The sequence below is a fragment of the Aureimonas sp. OT7 genome (assembly GCF_014844055.1).
Classification (GTDB): domain Bacteria; phylum Pseudomonadota; class Alphaproteobacteria; order Rhizobiales; family Rhizobiaceae; genus Aureimonas; species Aureimonas altamirensis_A.
In genome coordinates this window covers 1,188,631-1,207,338 of record NZ_CP062167.1, presented here as the reverse complement: position 1 = coordinate 1,207,338, position 18,708 = coordinate 1,188,631, and the positions used below count along the sequence as shown (strand labels likewise).

At 68.0% G+C, this 18,708-nt stretch carries 17 protein-coding genes; 8 read left to right on the top strand and 9 right to left on the bottom strand.

Annotated elements, in window-relative coordinates; all coding sequences use genetic code 11:
* The 7 genes from urtC to IGS74_RS05800 all read right to left on the bottom strand — a co-directional run bounded on the left by urtC (position 1) and on the right by IGS74_RS05800 (position 8,801).
* Positions 1–1,146: an urea ABC transporter permease subunit UrtC gene (urtC, locus tag IGS74_RS05825; protein ID WP_039188470.1), complete on the bottom strand. Its 1,146-nt coding sequence runs from the start codon at positions 1,144–1,146 to the stop codon at positions 1–3.
* Positions 1,143–2,753: an urea ABC transporter permease subunit UrtB gene (gene urtB, locus IGS74_RS20020; RefSeq protein ID WP_246722988.1), complete on the bottom strand. Its 1,611-nt coding sequence runs from the start codon at positions 2,751–2,753 to the stop codon at positions 1,143–1,145. Before urtB ends, urtC begins: the two co-directional genes overlap by 4 nt.
* 86 nt (positions 2,754–2,839) lie before the next feature.
* A complete protein-coding gene (gene urtA, locus IGS74_RS05820) occupies positions 2,840–4,171 on the bottom strand; it encodes an urea ABC transporter substrate-binding protein (RefSeq protein ID WP_192390102.1) in 1,332 nt (443 codons plus the stop codon).
* A gap of 226 nt (positions 4,172–4,397) precedes the next feature.
* Positions 4,398–5,195, bottom strand: coding sequence for a formylmethanofuran dehydrogenase subunit C (locus IGS74_RS05815; protein WP_192390100.1), 798 nt, complete (start codon positions 5,193–5,195; stop codon positions 4,398–4,400).
* Complete coding sequence (fhcD, locus tag IGS74_RS05810; RefSeq protein WP_192390098.1) at positions 5,192–6,100, bottom strand: formylmethanofuran--tetrahydromethanopterin N-formyltransferase; 909 nt, start codon at positions 6,098–6,100, stop codon at positions 5,192–5,194. The genes IGS74_RS05815 and fhcD overlap by 4 nt, the downstream gene beginning before the upstream one ends.
* Entirely contained in the window at positions 6,097–7,716 is a 1,620-nt protein-coding gene (locus tag IGS74_RS05805) for a formylmethanofuran dehydrogenase subunit A (RefSeq protein ID WP_192390096.1), read from the bottom strand. Before IGS74_RS05805 ends, fhcD begins: the two co-directional genes overlap by 4 nt.
* Complete coding sequence (locus tag IGS74_RS05800) at positions 7,713–8,801, bottom strand: hypothetical protein (RefSeq protein ID WP_192390094.1); 1,089 nt, start codon at positions 8,799–8,801, stop codon at positions 7,713–7,715. The genes IGS74_RS05805 and IGS74_RS05800 overlap by 4 nt, the downstream gene beginning before the upstream one ends.
* 149 nt (positions 8,802–8,950) lie before the next feature.
* On the opposite strand from IGS74_RS05800, the gene IGS74_RS05795 reads away from it, so the two are divergent.
* The 7 genes from IGS74_RS05795 to fae all read left to right on the top strand — a co-directional run bounded on the left by IGS74_RS05795 (position 8,951) and on the right by fae (position 15,453).
* Positions 8,951–9,973, top strand: a complete 1,023-nt coding sequence (locus IGS74_RS05795; protein WP_192390092.1) for a beta-ribofuranosylaminobenzene 5'-phosphate synthase family protein — start codon at positions 8,951–8,953, stop codon at positions 9,971–9,973.
* Positions 9,970–10,869 (top strand): NAD(P)-dependent methylenetetrahydromethanopterin dehydrogenase, encoded by a 900-nt coding sequence (locus IGS74_RS05790; RefSeq protein ID WP_192390090.1) that lies wholly within the window; start codon positions 9,970–9,972, stop codon positions 10,867–10,869. Before IGS74_RS05795 ends, IGS74_RS05790 begins: the two co-directional genes overlap by 4 nt.
* A 1-nt stretch (position 10,870) precedes the next feature.
* On the top strand, positions 10,871–11,992 hold the full coding sequence (locus tag IGS74_RS05785) for an ATP-grasp domain-containing protein (protein ID WP_192390088.1): 1,122 nt from the start codon (positions 10,871–10,873) through the stop codon (positions 11,990–11,992).
* Positions 11,989–12,957, top strand: a complete 969-nt coding sequence (gene mch / locus IGS74_RS05780; protein ID WP_039188455.1) for a methenyltetrahydromethanopterin cyclohydrolase — start codon at positions 11,989–11,991, stop codon at positions 12,955–12,957. The genes IGS74_RS05785 and mch overlap by 4 nt, the downstream gene beginning before the upstream one ends.
* Before the next feature lie 7 nt (positions 12,958–12,964).
* Positions 12,965–13,873 carry a RimK family alpha-L-glutamate ligase gene (locus tag IGS74_RS05775; RefSeq protein ID WP_192390086.1) on the top strand — a complete coding sequence of 303 codons (909 nt, stop codon included), beginning with the start codon at positions 12,965–12,967 and terminating at the stop codon, positions 13,871–13,873.
* Complete coding sequence (locus tag IGS74_RS05770) at positions 13,870–14,709, top strand: triphosphoribosyl-dephospho-CoA synthase (RefSeq protein ID WP_281413052.1); 840 nt, start codon at positions 13,870–13,872, stop codon at positions 14,707–14,709. The genes IGS74_RS05775 and IGS74_RS05770 overlap by 4 nt, the downstream gene beginning before the upstream one ends.
* Before the next feature lie 228 nt (positions 14,710–14,937).
* The gene (gene fae, locus IGS74_RS05765) at positions 14,938–15,453 is read left to right on the top strand and encodes a formaldehyde-activating enzyme (protein WP_060605320.1); all 516 of its coding nucleotides are present in this window, start codon (positions 14,938–14,940) and stop codon (positions 15,451–15,453) included.
* Between the two features lie 77 nt (positions 15,454–15,530).
* On the opposite strand, the gene IGS74_RS05760 is transcribed toward fae, so the two are convergent.
* A complete protein-coding gene (locus tag IGS74_RS05760; protein ID WP_246722983.1) occupies positions 15,531–16,193 on the bottom strand; it encodes a HisA/HisF-related TIM barrel protein in 663 nt (220 codons plus the stop codon).
* A gap of 74 nt (positions 16,194–16,267) precedes the next feature.
* On the opposite strand from IGS74_RS05760, the gene IGS74_RS05755 reads away from it, so the two are divergent.
* On the top strand, positions 16,268–17,302 hold the full coding sequence (locus tag IGS74_RS05755; RefSeq protein ID WP_246722975.1) for a hydantoinase/oxoprolinase family protein: 1,035 nt from the start codon (positions 16,268–16,270) through the stop codon (positions 17,300–17,302).
* Positions 17,303–17,373: 71 nt separating this feature from the next.
* On the opposite strand, the gene IGS74_RS05750 is transcribed toward IGS74_RS05755, so the two are convergent.
* Positions 17,374–18,696, bottom strand: coding sequence for a solute carrier family 23 protein (locus IGS74_RS05750; RefSeq protein ID WP_192391414.1), 1,323 nt, complete (start codon positions 18,694–18,696; stop codon positions 17,374–17,376).
* Between the last annotated feature and the right edge of the window lie 12 nt (positions 18,697–18,708).

The window sequence follows — 18,708 nt, the reverse complement described above, 5'->3', positions numbered from 1 at the left end:
CTACTCCGCCGCGCTTTCCGCGATCACGCCTTTTTCCGCCCGCATCGCGCGGCGCCTGTCCGACAGCGCGGTCCAGCCGTGCTGGGCGGTGCCAACGATGCCGCGCGGCAGCAGGATGGTGACGGCGATGAACATGCCGCCGAGGAAAAACAGCCACAGGCCCGGCGCGACGCCCGTCAGCCAGCTTTTCGCGGCGTTGACGACGAGGCCGCCCAGCGCCGCGCCCCAAAGGGTTCCGCGCCCGCCGACAGCGACCCAGATGACCGCTTCGATGGAATTGGCCGGCGCGAACTCGCTGGGGTTGATGATGCCGGTCTGCGGCACGTAGAGCGCGCCGGCCACCCCGGCCAGCATGGCCGAAACGGTGAAGACGAACAGTTTGAACCGCTCCACCCGGTAGCCGAGGAAGCGCGTGCGGCTTTCCGCATCACGGATCGCAACCAGCACGATGCCCAGTTTGGATGTGACGATGCCGCGCGCCAGCAGGAAGGCGGCGGCCAGCGTCAGCGCCGTGATGGAAAACAGCGCAATGCGCGTTTCGCGGGAACGCAGGTCGAAGCCGAGGAGATCGCGGAAGTCGGTCAGGCCGTTATTGCCGCCGAAGCCCATTTCGTTGCGGAAGAAGGCCAGCATCAGCGCGAATGTCAGCGCCTGCGTGATGATGGACAGGTAGACGCCGGTAACGCGCGAGCGGAAGGCCAGCCAGCCGAAGCCGAAGGCGAGCAGGCCCGGCACCAGCACCACCATCAGCATGGCGAATCCGAAATTGCCCATGCCCCACCAGTACCAGGGTAGCTCCGACCAGTTCAGGAACACCATGAAGTCGGGCAGATCCGGGTTGCCATAGACCCCGCGCGAGCCGATCTGCCGCATCAGGTACATGCCCATGGCGTAACCGCCGAGTGCGAAGAACGCGCCGTGGCCGAGCGACAGGATGCCGCAATAGCCCCAGACGAGGTCCAGCGCCAGCGCAAGCATGGCGAAGGCCAGCCAGCGACCCAGAAGGACCACCCAGGTAGTCGGCAGCGAGGCCGGGGAATCCGGCCCGAAGACGATGTTGGCCAGCGGCACATAGACCGCGATGGACAGGAGCACGGCAACGAAGACGAGGCCGCCTGGCCCGCCGAAGAGACGCTTGGCGATCATGCTTCCACCGCCCTTCCCTTCTGCGCGAAGAGACCGCGCGGACGTTTCTGGATAAACAGGATCACGAGCACCAGGATGAAGATCTTGGCCAGCACCGCGCCGGCATAGGGTTCGAGGAACTTGTTGACGACGCCCAGCGACATCGCGGCGGTCAGCGTGCCCCACAGCGATCCGACACCGCCGAAGACGACGACCAGGAAGGAATCGATGATGTAGCTCTGGCCGAGATTGGGGCTGACATTGTCGATCTGGCTGAGCGCGACGCCGGCGACACCCGCAATGCCCGAGCCGAGGCCGAAAGTCATCGCATCCACCCAGGGCGTCCGTATGCCCATGGCCGCCGCCATACGCCGGTTCTGCGTCACGGCGCGGATGGACAATCCAAAGCGCGTCGCCTTCAGAAGCAGCATCAGCCCGGCCAGCACCGCCATGGCGAACAGGATGATGACCAGGCGATTGACGGTCAGGCTTGCGCCGAACACGTCGATGGTGCCCGACATCCAGGACGGCGAGGAGACCTCGCGGTTGGACGCGCCGAACAGCGTGCGGACGCCCTGCTGCAGGATCAGGCTGACGCCCCATGTGGCGAGCAGCGTTTCCAGCGGGCGACCGTACAGGAAGCGGATTACGCCGCGCTCGATCGCGACGCCGACCAGGCCGGCCACCAGAAAGGCTGCCGGCAGCGCGATCAGCAGCGACAGATCGAACAGGGCCGGCGCGTGGTCGCGCAGCAGTTGCTGCACCATGAAGGTGGTGTAGGCGCCAAGCATCACCATCTCGCCATGCGCCATGTTGATGACGCCCATGACGCCGAAGGTGACGGCAAGGCCGATGGCAGCCAGAAGCAGCACGGAGCCGAGCGACAGCCCGAAGAAGACGTTCTGCGCGATGTCGATCAGCGCCAACCGGCCCTGCACCGCCTCCAATGCGCTGCCGGCGGCCTGCGCAAGCGCGCCTTCGCCCTCGGCCAGCGGCGTCAGGATCACCAGCGCGTCGCGGTCGCCGCGCGCGCCGATGACGGTCACCGCCTCGATCTTTTCGGCCTCTGGCCGGTCGGAGTTGAGGATGGCGCTGGCCCGGGCCTGGCGCATCACGGTGGCGATGCCGGCATCCGGCTCGGCGGCGATGGCTGCATCCAGCGCCCCGATCGCCTCCGGGTCGCGGCCCGCGAAGATGGCGTTGGCGGCCGCGCGGCGCTGGGCGGCGTCCGCACTCTGCAGCGTCAGCGAGCCCATGGCCGCGCGCACTGCGCGCCGGATACGGTTGTTGACGCGGATCGCCTCCACCGCACTGCGCTGCGCCTGTCCGGCGGCCGCGCCCGTCAACGGGTTCTCGAGCTCGTAGACACTGCCGTCGCGCGTGCCGATGAAGACGGCGCCGTCGGCCTTGCGCGCGACGAGATTGCCCGCTTCCAGCTCGTTCAGGACGCGGGCGGCTTCCGGCCGTCCGGTGGCGGCGAGCGCCCCGATGGCTGCTTCGGTCTGGTTGTAGTTGCCCTGGCCGAGCGCGTCGACGAGCGCGTTAAGATCGTCCTGCGCAAGCGCGGCGGTCGGCAGGCATAGGCAGGCCAGCCATAGAAGCGTGGTTGCGATGATGGTGCGGAGCATCTTGTTCCGTTCGCCCTGGCAAGAAGCGCGCCGGGGCATGGCCCGGCGCGCCGTAGGGTGGATGGGTGGTTTACCGGGGAGCGCCCTTACTGGGCGGCCGCCTGTTCACCCTGGCCGCCGCACTTGCCGGTCACGACATTGAAATTGCCGCAGGACATGGGCTTGCGCCAGTCGGAGATCAGGTCCTTGGAGCCTTCGAGATAGGGGGACCATTCCTGCGCCACGACAAGGCCGGGCGTTTCGAACACGGTCTCGAACTGGCCGTCGTCCTGGATCTCGCCGATCAGCACCGGCTTGGTGATGTGATGGTTCGGCATCATGCTGGAGTAACCGCCCGACAGGTTCGGCACCGAGACGCCGACCATGGCGTCGATGACGGCGTCCGGATCGGTCGTGCCGGCCTTCTCGACGGCCTTGATCCACATGTTGAAGCCGATGTAGTGGGCCTCCATCGGGTCGTTGGTCACGCGGTCCTCGTTGCCGATGAAGGCGTGCCAGTTCTTGATGAACTCTTCATTCTCGGGCGTATCGACGCTCATGAAGTAGTTCCAGGCCGCCAGATGGCCGACCAGCGGCGCGGTATCGATACCGGCAAGCTCTTCCTCGCCGACGGAAAACGCCACGACCGGGATGTCCTCGGCCTTCACGCCCTGGTTGGCCAGCTCGCGGTAGAAGGGCACGTTGGCATCGCCATTGATGGTGGATACGACGGCGGTCCGCTTGCCGGCGCTGCCGAAGGCCTTGATCTCGGAAACGATCGACTGCCAGTCGGACTGGCCGAACGGCGTATAGTTGATCATGATGTCTTCCTGGGCGACACCGAGCTGGTCCTTCAGGTAGGTTTCCAGGATGCGGTTCGTCGTGCGCGGATAGACATAGTCGGTGCCCGCAAGGACCCAGCGCTCGACGCCTTCTTCCTGCGCCAGGTAGTCGACAGCCGGAATGGCCTGCTGGTTGGGGGCCGCGCCCGTGTAGAAGATGTTGCGGGAGGATTCCTCGCCCTCGTACTGGACGGGGTAGAACAAGATGCCGTTCAACTCTTCGAAGACCGGCAGGGCCGACTTGCGCGACACGGATGTCCAGGCGCCGAAGACGGCGGCGACCTTGTCCTGCGTCAGGAGCTGGCGCGACAGTTCCGCAAAGCGCGGCCAGTCGGACGCCGGATCGACCACCACTGCCTCGAGCGGCCGTCCGAGGAGGCCGCCTTTCTTGTTCTGCTCGTCGATGAGCATGAGCATGGCGTCTTTCAACGTCGTTTCGGAAATGGCCATCGTGCCGGACAAGGAATGCAGAACACCGACCTTGATCGGCTCGCCCTGCGGCGCGGCGGCATCCTGCGCGAAGGCTCCCGACAGGCTTGCCGCCGTAATCACGGTGGCGCCGAGCGCCCCCCGCACCCATTGCAAAGCAGAAGTCATCCCCATCTCCATTCCATCGACCGCGACATGCGGTTTCTGACGGATGGATTTGCAAGCCTCATGCCAAGTCCCGATACTCGATCCATGATCTGACCCGGCACCTGAAACGAAAGCCTATTTTATTCGCAGGAGACCGCGGCGGCATCAAAAGCGGCAGGATCGCCCCGCAACCGCAGGTCATTATTTGAGCATTGCGCCCACCTGGTGTGCTCTCGGCCGCGATCGATCATTCGGTAGGCAACAGGATTTCGCCTTTACCAATGGTCGCCATGTCGCCAGTCAACCGTCTCAGCCTGGAGGGCAAGGCCGGCATCCGCGGATCCAGGCCGGTCAGCAGTCGGATGAACAGGAGTTCGGCGACGCCGTTGTCGACGAAGCTCGCGGGAACCGACGCCGGCGCAGCCGCAAGGATGATCGTGCCGCGCCGCATAAGCTGCCCGACCCCTGCTCCGCAGCCACCGCCGACAACCAGCGTGCCGGCAATCATGCGCGATCCGGCATAGGCCCCGGCACTTCCGGCAACGATGATCGTGCCGCGCCGCATCCTGTCGCCGGCGCGCAGGCCGGCATTGCCCTCGACGACGATCTGCCCGCCACGCATTCCGGCCATCTCGCCCGGCATCGTCCCGCCCAGACAATCGTCGGCATCGCCGCCGATGCGGATGCTGCCCCCTGCCATGCCGGAGCCTGCCAACGGCCCGGCCGCGCCCTCGATGTCGAGGTGTCCTCCCGTCATGCCGCGACCGACAAGTTGCCCGACATCGCCGACGACGCGGATCGTGCCGGCCGCCAGCCCTTGTCCGAGCCGGTCGAAGCGCGGCGATCCACCCTCGATCACAAGCGTATCCTCGTCGCCGAGGCGGATATCGAAAAGATCGCCCAGCAGCGGCCCTCCGCCACCCATGCCGACGGGCAACCGGGCGACCTCCCCCTGTGTCGATGCCGCGAACGCCACCGGGTCCAGTCGCGACAGGTCCAGCCGCTCGCCCGGCGATGCACGCAAGGAAAGGATGGACCGGGTCATGGCAGGAGATCCAGAAGTTTGAAGTGATGGGGGCCGAGCTTGCCGCCGTAATTGCCGGCCGAGATGCGCGTGGCGCCCCTGTCGGGCCCGAGCGCGACGGCGGCGGACAGCCCGGCGCGCATCGCTGCGGCGACGTGGTCGAAGCTCAGGCCGTCGATGACGATCTCCAGCACCGAGCCGATGTCGGGCGACAGGGCGCTGTCGACCGTGCCCTTCAATGTCGGGCAGTAGGCGTCATTGGTGGAGGCCATCATGCCCTTGTACTTGCCGCCGATCTTGGAGCCGGACCGCACGATGCCGCCGGGAAACGGCATGATGCAGCCGTCCAGGGCGGCGATGGCATCGCGTGCGGCCTCGGCCGCCGCCAGTGCGCGAGCCGCATCGGCCGCCAGCAGCAGCAGGTTGCCGCCGCCGACCGCCTCCTTCGTCAACCCGGTCGTGGCCTCGCACAGGAACTCGCCCTCCATCACCGGCAGCCGCCAGAAATGGCGTGCGCCGATACGCTTGGAGACCTGCCAGCCATCGGCGAAATAGCGGATCGCGTCGCCAAGCGGCAGCCGCGTCGCACCGTCCAGCCCCGCGTAGCAGGCCGAGGACGGGCTGGTCAGGATGCACTGGCCAAGGCGGGTGGCGAGCTGCTTCTCCAAACCCTTGCTATCCATCGCGAAGATCAGGATGCGCACGCCCGGCCGCCCGTCCGGCGTATCGCCCGGCGACAGGACGGCATCGATGGCGGCCTCGCACCCACAGGCGATGACCGATGTGGCAAAACCGGTGAAGGAGCGGGCTGCCTCCATGGCCCATGCCGCGTCGACCGCCGTGATCACGATGGCCGTGCCCCGCATCGGGAACGCCTCGGCGAACGTGTCGTCCACGGTCACGCCATTGACGACCCGCGCGCTCATGGCACGACCTCCAGCACGTCGCCGCCGAGGGCGTCGTCCTCCACCTCGAACCAATGGAGGGGCAGGCCGTATTTTTCGTCGTAGAAGGTCTCCAGCCGACGCACCATCGCGCGGTCGCGAGGGCGCGACAGCGCCATCGTATGGCCGGCGGGCGTGGCGGTTACCCGTCCGCCGCGCACCACCGGGACGCCATCCTTCAGCACATGCTCGGCTGCGCCGAACATCGCGGCGACATCCGCGCCCGGGCGATAGACGGCGATATCGGCGCGTGCGCCGGGCGCCAGCGTGCCCCGGTCCGGCAGGCCCAGCAGCCGCGCCGGGGCGGCGCGCGTCATGATGGCGATTTCCGGCAGCGTGTATTCGCGCGAAAGGTCCGCCAGCGCGCTGCGCCTGCGCACGCCCGGCGGCAGGGCGTTCAGCCACTCGGCCCGCAGGTCGCGGCTCATCAGCAGCGCGAAAAGATCCGGATAGGTGGTGAAGGGAGCCCCGTTGGGGTGGTCGGTGGTAAAGAAGACCCGCCACGGATCGTCGATCATCAGGAACAGTTCGAGCCCGATCGCCCACTGCATGGCGTTGTAGTAGTCCGTCTGACGATAGTTCATCGGGACCGCGCCGCCGCCATTGGCATCGCCGTCGATGATGGCCGATTTGCGCGGGCGGGCCAGCGGCCGCCCGGCGAACTGGCGCAATTCATCGGACGAGACGGTAACGGTCTGGCCGAACATGACCTGGCCGATGTCCACGGTCAGTTCCGGCCGGGCGTTGACGAGGTCGGCGAGCCGCCGTGCCAGCGAAGAGAAGCCACGCCGGCCATCGGTGCCGTAGCCGTAGAACTGGATATGAGCCAGGTGCATCGGAACGCCTTCGGCGGCAATCATCGTCGCCTCCGCGGCGGCCTCTCCGTCGCCCGGCACTCCCAGATTGTTGCAGTGGACGTGCAGGGGATGGGCTATGCCCAGCCTCTGTACGCTGTCCTGCAGGGCCTTGACGATACGCCGCGACGAGAGCCCGTAGCCGGGCACCTCGTCGTCGAAACCGAAGCTTCGCACATCGGCCTTGAAGGCGGCTGACCCGCCGGCATTGATGCATTTGACGCCGAGAGCCCCGGCGGCGGAAACCTGCCAGGCGACATAATCGTCGATTTCGGCCTCGCTTGCGCCGTCCCGCAAGCGTGACAGCAGGAAGTCGTCATTGCCCAGGACCACCAGCGCCGCACGGTCGATGATCGGGATATCGGCCAGTTCCAGATGCGTATGCAGCGCGCCCGACGGCCCCATGGCCGGTTCCACCACCATGGTAAAGCCCATCTGGGCATAGCGTGTACCGGTTTCCCAGGTGGTCCACCCCACCTGCGAAAGGGGCGTTCCGGCCGGACGCGGCGCATGGGCCGGGTGAAACTCGGGCAGCAGGAGCCGCGCCGTATTCACCAAACCGCCGGCGATATGGGAATGGATGTCGATGCCGCCGGCCATCACGACAAGGCCGGTGCAGTCGATTGCCTCGACCGTGCCGGAAGCGCCTTCCGCGATCCGGCCATCGGCGACGACGACATCTCCGACCGCGTCGCGCCCTGCGGCCGGGTCCAGGACGCGGCCGCCCTTCAACAGGATCGTCATGGCCGCCCCTCCGCTGAAACCTGCTGTCGCACCGCCTGCTCGAGGGCACGCAGCACCTGATGCATCGCGGTCCTCGCCGGTTGCTCGGCCGTGGAGCTCTGGCCGAAACTGCCGAGTTGCGGGCGATAATAGACGGGCCGGTCGGGCACGGCGGCACGGATGACGATGCCGGCGGCATCGTCCCGGAACGCCGGCCCGATGGCGATATGGCTGCCGTCGATGACGTCGGCCTTTTCGGATACGGCCACTACGAGGTCGCATTCTCCGTCCGCGATCATGCGCCTGCCGTCGAACGCATAGGGGTCGTGGTGCGGCGCTCCGCCCGCGTAGGATACGCGCAGAGGGAAGCCGGTGATGGACGTGGAGAGGAGCGCCGCGCCATAGGCGCCATCGTCCGGCAAAAGCGGCATGGCGGTAAAGCGACGTCCCGTATTCAGATCGTCCACCAGCCCGGCCGCCATCTCGTTGCCGATCGCGTCGGTCGCAGCCGCCGGCCAGACGACCACACCGAACCGGCCCCCCTGCACGAAGCCGAGAAGCCGCGCGTGATCCGCCTCTGCCAGCGGGCCGGAACCGTGGCGCTGTCCCTTGAGAGAGGCGCGCAGAACGGCAAGGGCCTCCGTCAGGCGGTCCGGCGGACAGGCGGCGAACTCCGCCTCGATCATCGCGGGAATGGCGCAGGGTGGGCTTGCCGGGCCCAGCCAGAAAAGGCGCCTTGGGCCTGGCTGCGGTGCCGGCAGGTCCGGCCCGGCCTTTGCAAGGCCCTCCAGAAAGCCGGGCGCCGGCGCCGCGGCGTCGGCGCCCACCACCAGCACCCGGTCGGCGCGGCGGCGCACTTCCGACGGCACGCCCAGGATCAACCCATGATCGCGGAATGCGGACAGAAACGGATAGATGCGGCCAGACCCGGCGTGGTCGATGACACCGCCGCAGGCACGGGCGAGGCGGTGGGCCGAGCGCACGACGTTGGCGTCCGCATCCAGCCCGGTCACCAGGACGTGCCTCGCCTGGACAAGGGCCAGGGCCGCGGCGTCGATGGCTTGATCGAGGGCAATCTCGGCCCCCGCAACGAATGCACTGCCCAACTTGATCGCTTTCTGGCGCCCTGAAACGATTTCTAGTCGAGGCGGCCATGGAGGTGAAGCGCAAAAAGGTGCTGCAATGCGCAATGGCGGCAAGCGCGACTTGTCTTGGCGGTTGCAATCTTTTGACTCATAATACCCCTGGGCACGCGATGGCAGGGGGATTCGTGAAAACGGACGTCGTCCGCGTCTTGGCTCCGGCGCGCCTACATCTTGGCTTTCTTGACATGAGCGGCAGTCTTGGCCGCACATTCGGTGGCATCGGGCTTGGCATTGCCGAGCCCCTGACATGCCTGACCCTGTGCCATGCCGCGGGTAGAGCCCACAGCATTACCGGAATGGAAGGTCGGCGCGCCGCGCGCTACCTGGAGGCGATCTCGCATCAACTGGCGCTGCCGGGCCCCTTCTCGCTACATGTATCGCAGGCCATTCCCTCTCATGCGGGGCTCGGCTCCGGCACGCAACTGGCGCTCTCCGTCGCGGCGGCGGTGCGCCATCTGCAGAAACTGCCGCTGGATCCGGAGGGCGATGCGGCGCGGCTTGGCCGGGGTCTGCGCTCCGGCCTGGGGGCCGGCCTGTTCCGCCGTGGCGGCTTGATGGTGGATGGCGGCAAGGGCAGCCGGGATACGCCTCCGCCCATCGTGTCGCATCTGCAGTTTCCGTCCGACTGGCGCGTGCTCCTGGTCATGGACAGCAACGATGAAGGCATCCACGGTGCGGCCGAGACGCAGGCCTTCCAGCGGCTCCCTCCCTTCCCGGAGGGCGATGCGGCGCGCATCTGCCGCCTCACCCTGATGCAGATGCTGCCATGCGTCGCGGAACGTGACATCGAGGGGTTCGGCGCCGCCGTCCACGAAATCCAGCGCATGGTCGGCGCGCACTTCGCCCCGGCCCAGGGCGGCGTCTTCACCAGCCCGCGCGTCGGCGCGGCCATGGCGGCCCTGGATGCCATGGGTGCTCACGGTACCGGGCAAAGCTCCTGGGGGCCGACGGGATTTGCCTTCGCCGACAGCGAGGATACCGCGCAGAATCTCCGGCGCGGTCTCGTCGGCAGGGGCCTGGCCGACGGCCTCGACATACGCGTCGTTGCGGCGCGTGGTGGCGGAGCGGTCGTCGAGACCGTCTCGCACGGGCTGGAGGGCATGGAACATGACAGGATGGAGGGAGCCCGATGAGCGAAGCGAAAATTCTGCACATGCTGACGCCGCACAAGCATGTCAGCCCGTTCGACGTGAACATGGCTGTCGATGCGGGCTTCGGCGTCGTGCTTCCCTATGAATCGGTGGAGTTGTCGGAGGTGGCGGATCTGGTCCAGGACGCCATATTCTCGCGTCCGCCGAAATGGGGGCGCTCGACGGCGATCTTCTTCGGCGGCGACGACGCGGTCCTGGCCCTCGACATGATGGAAGCGGCGCGCAAGGCGATGGTGCCGCCGTTCGGTGTCCACCTCTTCGCCGATCCCGCCGGCTCCTTCACCACCGCGGCCGCCATGGTGGCATCCGTCGAATCCGTGTTGAAGGCCGGGCAAGGCAAGACGCTCGGGCAGAGTTCGGTGGCCGTATTCGGCGCAACCGGCGTCGTCGGCTATTGCGCCGCCGTCATCGCCGCCCTCGAGGGCGCCCGCGTAACCCTTGTCGGGCACAACGGGGTAGAGAGGGTGCGCAAGCGGGCCGACGAGATGAAGGCGCGCTTCGACGTGACCGTCGATGCGGTGGATGGGCCGGACGACACCGCCAAGGCAGACATACTAGGCAGGGTCGACGTGGCGCTGGCCGCTGCCAAGGCGGGCGTCCGCGTGTTGGATCGCAGCGTTCTGCAGGGTTCGGACAGCCTGCGCGTCGCCGCCGATGTCAACGCGGTTCCGCCCGCCGGCATCGAGGGCATCGACCCGTTCGACGACGGCAAGCCCATCGAAGGCACGAATGCCGTGGGCATCGGTGCGCTGGCCATAGGCAACGTCAAGTACAAGACCGAATCCGGGCTGTTCAAACGGATGATCGAAAGCGATGCGCCGCTGGTCCTCGACTTCCGCGACGCCTTCGCCTTCGCCCGCCAGATCAAGGTTGGATAGGGTGGCGACAGCCTGTCTCCTCGTCGCGGCGTTCTCCGCCCGCCAGATCGCCCGCTCGGCCGTCGCGGCGGGTTACGACGTCCTTGCGGTCGATTTCTTCAACGACAGGGACCTGGCCCCCTTGTGCCTTGCCAGCGAATGCCTCCCGGGCGACTATCCGGACGGCTTTTCAGGCCCGGCGCTGATGGCTGCGCTGACGCGTTTGGCCGAAGGGCGGCGCCCCTTCGGCTTCGTCTACGGCGCCGGATTCGAGGATCGGCCCGACCTTCTCAGCGAGATCGCGCGGTTCTGGCCGGTACTGGGCAACGATGCCGCGACCGTGCGCCGCATCAAGGACCCCATCCTGTTTGCCGGAGCCTGCGCGGCGGCCGGCGTGCCGCACCCGGAAACGCGCATGACACCGCCGGCCGACAGGCGTGGCTGGCTGGCCAAGCGGCAAGGCGGCGCCGGCGGCGGGCATGTCGTGCCCGCCGAAAGCCTGGTGGACCCGGCCGGCCATTACTTCCAGCGCATCGTTCCGGGCGAGCGCCTGTCGCTGGGCTTCGTCGCGCACGGCAGCCATATCGCCAGCCTCGGCATCACGCGCCAATGGTGCGATCCGGTGGCGTCTGCCCCCTACCGGTATGGCGGGGCCGTCGGGCCGCTGGACCTCGGCGTCGAGACGCAGCTCGCCGAGGCCGTCGAAGGCGTGCTCGGCCGGATTCCGCTGATCGGCATCGGCAGCGCCGATTTCGTGGTCGACGGCTCGGTAGCGACCCTACTGGAACTCAACCCGCGCCCCGGGGCCACGCTGGATGTCCACGATACCCCGGACGATCCGCTGCTGGTCCATCACCTTGCAGCCGTGCAGGGCCTGGGCAGCCGGTGGCGGCCGAAGCGGCCGGGCATCCGGGCCAGCGGCCTGGCCTGGGCCAGCGAAGCCGGCATCGTGGACAGGGCCTTCGCGTGGCCCGGCTGGGCGGCCGACCTGCCTGCCGACGGTGCGCAGGTCGCCGCCGGGGAACCGCTATGCACCGTCTGCGTGGAAGACGGGGCCCACGACGGAGGGGAGGCAGATGCCCGCCGGCTTTTCGACAGCCGGCGCGCCCATCTTCTCTCCAGTCTCAGAAGGGATGCCGCATGACGAGCGACCATGTTTCCGTCAACCGGGGGGCGCTGCCGCTCGTCGACAGGCTGAAGCGGCACGCCGCCGCGCTGCGCGTTGCGGTCTCGCAAGGCGCAGCCGGCGAAACCCTCATCGATGCCGGGGCCCGGACGCAGGGCAGCATCGAGGCGGGCCGGGTCATCGCGGAAATTTGCCTGGGCGGCCTCGGCACCGTGCGGCTCGATACCGGCACGGGGCTGCCCAACCACCCCTTCGGCGTCACCGTGGCCACCTCGCGGCCCGTACTCGCCTGCCTTGCCAGCCAATATGCCGGCTGGCAACTGACGCATGGCACGGGTAAGGAGGGCTATTTCGCCATGGGCTCCGGCCCGGCCCGCGCATTGGCCCGCCGCGAACCCCTGTTCAAGGATATCGACTACCGGGACGACAGCGATGCCGCGACATTGGTGCTGGAGACGTCGAGTGCACCGCCGGAGGCCCTGGTGCGCCGCCTGTGCGAGGATTGCGGCGTTGAGCCGGCAAACCTGACACTGATCTATGCCCCGACGCAAAGCCTTGCCGGGACGGTGCAGATCGTGGGGCGGGTGGTCGAAGTGGCGCTGCACAAGGCCCATGAGATGGGGTTCGCCCTTGCCGACATCGTCGAAGGCATCGGCACCGCCCCGCTGCCGCCGCCCCACCCCGACTTCATCACCGCCATGGGGCGCACCAACGATGCCGTCATCTATGGCGGGCGTATCCGTCTGCATGTCAAAGGGCCGGCTGCCGAGGCGCGACGCCTGGCACAAGACCTGCCCAGCAGCATGTGCAAGGATTACGGAGAACCTTTCGCGGAGATATTCCGCCGCTTCAACGGCGATTTCTACAAGATCGATCCGACGCTCTTCTCGCCTGCGGAGGTGACGGTCGTGGCGCTCGAAACCGGCGAAACCTTCCGGTCCGGCGGGCTCGACGAACGGCTCGTCGACAAATCCTTCGGTTGAGGCCACGATGCGCATCGTGCTTCTGTCCGCCGCGCCCGACCGACATGCGCGGCAGTTGGAAAAGGCATTCTCGGCGCTCGGCTGCGACTGCCGCCGCTTCGAAACGGCGCAGATCGGCTTCGACACCGGCGCTGCCCACGGCGTCGTCATGCCGTGGCTGGGCGAGGCGTTGCCCGACGCCGTCTGCCTGCGCACCATGGCCGGCGGCAGCTTCGAGGCGATCACCCGTCGTCTCGCCATCCTGCATGCCCTTTCGGCGCTCGGCGTCGTGGTGTCCAACGACGCGCGGACGGTGGAGCGCTGTACCGACAAATCGATGACGAGCTTCCTGCTGGCGCGGGCCGGGCTGCCCTCCCCGCGCAGCCATGCGGTGGAGACGCGCGATCAGGCGCTGGCCATCCTGGCCGCGGCACCGGGGCCCCTGGTGCTGAAGCCGCTGTTCGGCGCACAGGGAAAGGGCATCCGGCTGGTGGAAACGCCGGACGACCTGCCAGAGCCCGCCGATGTCGGCGGCGTGTACTATCTCCAGGAGTTTATCGGCCATCGGCGTGCAGGGGCATGGTGCGACTATCGCGTCCTGGTATCGCGGGGGGTGGCGGTAGGCGCCATGATGCGTCGCTCGCCGGCCAGTTGGATCACCAATGTCGCCCAGGGCGCGGAGGCCGTCGGCATCGCGCCGGATCCCGAGCTGGAGCGGCTTGCCGTCGCTGCGGCGGACGCGGTGGGAGCGCAGTTCTGCGGCGTCGACCTGATACGGGACGCCGATGGCGCGGCGCAGGTGATCGAAGTCAATTCCATGCCGGCCTGGACCGGGATGGAACAGGCAACCGGCATCGACGTCGCCGCCATCCGCGCCCGCGACCTCGTCGCCGCGCTTCGCGCAGAAGACCGGCGTCGCATCCGGAGCGTGCGGTGAAAAGCGCGGACGAGATCGCGGCCCTGTTCATAATGGCATGCCGCGCCGAACTGGAAGCGCTGAAGCCGGGCAACGTGCATCGCTTCGAAGCCGGCCACGGCATGACGGTCGAGGATTTCGAGACGAGCGCCGATATATCGGCGCCGTTTCTCTGCGCTCGGGGCGCCGGCGTCGGCGCGCGTGTCCTTCGGGCGGTCTCGGCCACGCGCAAGGCTGTGGGCCAGAACACCAATCTCGGCATCCTGCTGCTCTGCGCCCCACTGGCGAAGGCGGCCGAGCGGACGGAAGGGCCGCTGCGCACGCAACTTCAAACGGTGCTTGCCGATATGAGCCCGCAGGATGCCGAAGACACGTTCCGCGCCATCGCGCTGGCCGCTCCCGGCGGGCTCGGCACGGCGCCCGAGGCGGACGTCCGCCAACAGCCGCACATCGGCCTGCGCGCGGCGATGCGCCTTGCCGCCGACCGTGACCTCATCGCGCGCCAATATGCGAACGGCTTTGCGGACATCTTCGATATCGGCGTTCCGCTCGCGGCGGGCCGCCCCATGGAAAGGGCGGCACAGGACGTCTTCCTGGCCTTCGCCACGGCGGCACCCGACAGCCATGTCGCCCGCAAGTTCGGCCATGCAACGGCGACCGACCTGATGTATCGCTTTCGCGCCCTGGCCGGCGCCCCGCAGGAGGCGTTGGCGACCTTCGATCGCGTGCTGAAGGCCGAGGGGTTGAACCCCGGCACCAGCGCGGACATGACGGTTGCGTCGCTGTTTGCCGCCGCGCTGGACGAAAAAGCGTCGACGCCATGCGGAACACGGCCTTGGAGCCATGGAAAGGATTGACGAGGCCGCAACTGGAGGTCAGTCTCTTGCCAACTGTCTGGCTAACCGGTCCCCCACGGACGTTGAGAACAAGGGCAGTCAGGACCAACCCGGAGGAGGGTCGGGTTTGCGGGGGGAAATTCGTGCGCCGCGAGGGGCGTCTTTCCATTCCGCACGACTGTTCCGACGGGGGTCCGGCATCGCGCCGGCACCAGCCGGATCGTGAACAACCAGGGAGAGACATTGACCATGGCGAAGATCAATAAGGTTCTGGTCGGCGAGTCGCTTGTCGGCGAGGGCAACGAAGTCGCGCATATCGACCTCATCATGGGGCCGCGCGGCTCGGCCGCCGAAAGCGCCTTCTGCAACGCGCTGACCAACAACAAGGACGGCTTCACCTCGCTGCTCGCCGTCATCGCGCCCAATCTCGTGACCAAGCCCAACACGGTCATGTTCAACAAGGTGACGATCAAGGGCGCCAAGCAGGCCGTGCAGATGTTCGGTCCGGCGCAGACCGCCGTGGCGCGCGCCGTTGCCGACGCCGTCGAAAAGGGGATCATCCCGCAGGACGAGGCCGACGACATCTTCATCTGCGTCGGCGTCTTCATCCACTGGGAAGCCGAGGACGACGCCAAGATCCGGGATTACAACTATCGCGCCACGCTGGAATCCATCGAGCGCGCCGTCAACGGCAAGCCGACGGCCGCCGAAGTGGTGGCGCAGAAGGGCGCCGCGCACCACCCCTTCGCCGGAGCGGGCGCCTAGACACGAGACCATCCCGAGGAAGACGAACCGGCGATGAAAGCAGGCCTTCTTCGGCGATTGGCCGCCATATTCGGGTTTCAGTAGAGGGCGCCGATCCGCCCATCGTGAAGCGCCGTGGCCACCAGGGCCCCGGCGCATCCCTGCCTTGCCAGCGTCTCGAGATCGTCGGCATGGCGGACGCCGCCGGCGGCATATACGTCCCGTCCCTCCGCACGGTCCAGGACCGCCCGTATGGTGTCGATCTGCGGTCCCGCGCCGCTGCCCACCGCGGCCATCGTCATGCAGATGACGCGCGTCGGCCAGGAGCGGCAGGCGGTCAGCCAGGAGGGCCCTCCAAGGAAACCCACGGCGGAGAAATCCAGCGACAGCACCGCCTCCGATGGCAGTTCCACCGCGGCCGGGGCCAAGCTTTCCGTGCCGAAGACCGGGCGCATGCCGTCCGGCAGCCGGGCCGCGTGCCCGGGCGCGCCGAAGCCACCATCCACCCAGATGTCCACGCCCGGCACGCGCATGCCGATGCGCGCCAGAAGATCCCGCTGCAACGCGCCGCCCATGATCGCATCGAGGTCGGCGACGTAGAGCGTGTCCGCACCGGCTGCGCGCACCAGCCCGGCGGCGAGGTCGGGCGCATCGTCGGCGCAGCCGAGCGGCGTGCGGATCGGCGCATAGGCTTCGCGCCGCCCGCCGCGCCCATGCACGACGACGCCGCCCATCAGGTCCAGAACCGGAACGATCCGCATTCGCCTCTTTCCTTTCATGCCATTTTACGGTCCTTTCGGACCTTGTCGCAAACAGGCGCAGGTACGCAAAGGCAATGACCGGCATGGAACGGCGGCTCGGCTGGGATGTGGGCGGGGCCCATCTGAAGGCCGCGCTCTTCGAAAACGGGCGGCTCGTCGGCGTCTGGCAGGAGCCCTCCCCGTTGTGGCGGGGGCTGGAACACCTCGATTCGGCACTCGACCGCATCCTTGCCGCGACAGGCGCCGTCCAGCGCCACCACCTGACGATGACGGGCGAATTGGCCGACATCTTTCAGGACAGGGCCAGCGGGGTGCGGCTCCTGTGCCAGCGGCTGGCCGCCCGGCTGGGCGAAGAACTGCTCGTTCATGCCGGCCCGCGCGGGTTGCTGTCGGCGGCCGACGCCGCCCGGCACCCGGGGCTGGTGGGCTCGGCCAACTGGCATGCCAGCGCCGCCTTCGTTGCCCATACGGTCGAAACCGCGCTTTTCCTGGACATGGGGTCGACGACCACGGATATCGTTCCAATCGCCGGCCGGGCGGTACGCAATGCCGGCTACACGGACAGCGAGCGGCTGGCCTGCGGAGAACTCGTCTACCAGGGCTTCACGCGCACCAGCCTGATGGCGGTGGCGCGCGCGGTTCCCTTCCAGGGCCGGATGGCGCCGCTGATGGCCGAGCATTTCGCAACCATGGCGGATGCGGCGCGGTTGGCCGGCCATCTGGACGAGGAGGACGACCAGATGCCCACGGCCGACGGCCGGGACAAGACGCCGGCCCATTCGCGGGCCCGTCTGGCCCGCATGCTGGGCGCGGATGCGGCCGACGGCAGCGACGAGGACTGGCGCGGCGTTGCACAGGCCCTCACGGAAGCACAGTTGCGGCTCGTCCACGACGCCCTGTCGCTTGTCCTGTCGCGGGGGGATCTGGCGCCGGACGCCCCGCTGGTCATCGCCGGTACGGGCCGTCCGCTGTTGCGCCGGCTTGCGCAGCGCCTGGACCGGGGCGTCATAGAGTTTGCCGATCTGGCGGACTGCCGGCCCGGCCTGCGCGAGGCGGCCAGCCGTGCCGCACCGGCCGTTGCCCTTGCCTGCGGGGGCCGGCAAGCCTGACCGTAAGGTAAGGCGCCCGGCCGTTAGCGGACGGCTTTCAGAGCCGTCCGACGGTACCGTGCGCTATGGCCTCATTCGCCGCGCGGCGCGCGGCCCCATCCCAGCGCATGGTAGAGGACGATGGCGCCGATGGTGGCGGTGCCGATGCCGTCCAGCGTAAAGCCGGCGACATCCAGCTTGAAATTGCCGGCGCCCAGAACGAGCGCCACCCCCACCGTGATCAGGTTGCGCGGATCGGCGAAGTCCACCTTGTTCTCCACCCAGATGCGGCCGGCCGTCGCGGCGATGAGGCCGAAGACGACGACGGACAATCCGCCAAGCACCGGCCCGGGGATGGTCTGGATGAGCGCGCCGAATTTCGGCGAGAAGCCGAGCAGGACGGCGATGGCAGCGGCCACCAGGAACAGGAGCGTCGAGAAGATGCGCGTGACGGCCATGACGCCCATGTTCTCGGCATAGGTCGTCATGCCGGTTCCGCCGAACGAACCCGACACCATCGTCGCGATGCCGTCGCCGATGAAGGCGCGGCCGAGATAGGGATCGAGGTTGCGGCCGGTCATCGCGCCGATGGCCTTGATGTGTCCGAGGTTCTCGGCCACCAGAATGATGACGACCGGGGCAATGAGCGTGACGGCCGACGCCGAGAAGACGGGTGCCGTAAAGCGCGGCAGCCCGAACCACGCCGCCGCCGCGACGCCGGAAAAATCCACCGGCGCGCCGAGGCCCATGCCATTGGCAAGGACGAGATAGAGGATATACGCGGCTGCCCCGCCGATCAGGATCGGCAGCCGCCGCGCCATGCCGGGCGCATACACGGCCACAAGCCCGACGGCGGCAACCGTGGCGATGGCCACCCAGCGCGACAGCTGGTCGCCATCCGGGCTGGCCGGCGATATGCCCGATGCGCTTGCGATGGCGATGGGTGCGAGCACGAGGCCGATGGCGGCCACGATCGCGCCCGTCAGCACCGGAGGCATCAGGCGCTCGATCCAGCGATGTCCTGCCGCCATCACGACAAGGCCGATTAGCGCGTAGATCGCGCCGGCGACGATGATGCCGCCCAGCGCCAGGGCGATATTGGGGTTGGGTGCGCCGGCCATCGCGCCGGTGGCCACGAGGACCGGTCCGATGAAGGCGAAGGAGGAGCCCAGATAGCTCGGCACGCGCCCGCCGACGGCGATGAAGAAGATCAGCGTGGAGATGCCGGAAAACAGGATCGACACATTGGGGTCGAAACCCATGAGGATCGGCGCAAGGACGGTGGAGCCGAACATGGCCACGACGTGCTGGAGCCCCAGCACGACCGTCTGGCCGGCCGGCAGTCGCTCGTCGGGCAGGATCCGCCCTTCGGTCTTCAACGTCCAGCGCGGGAAGTAACCGCCTTTATCGCTCATCATAGCCCCTCA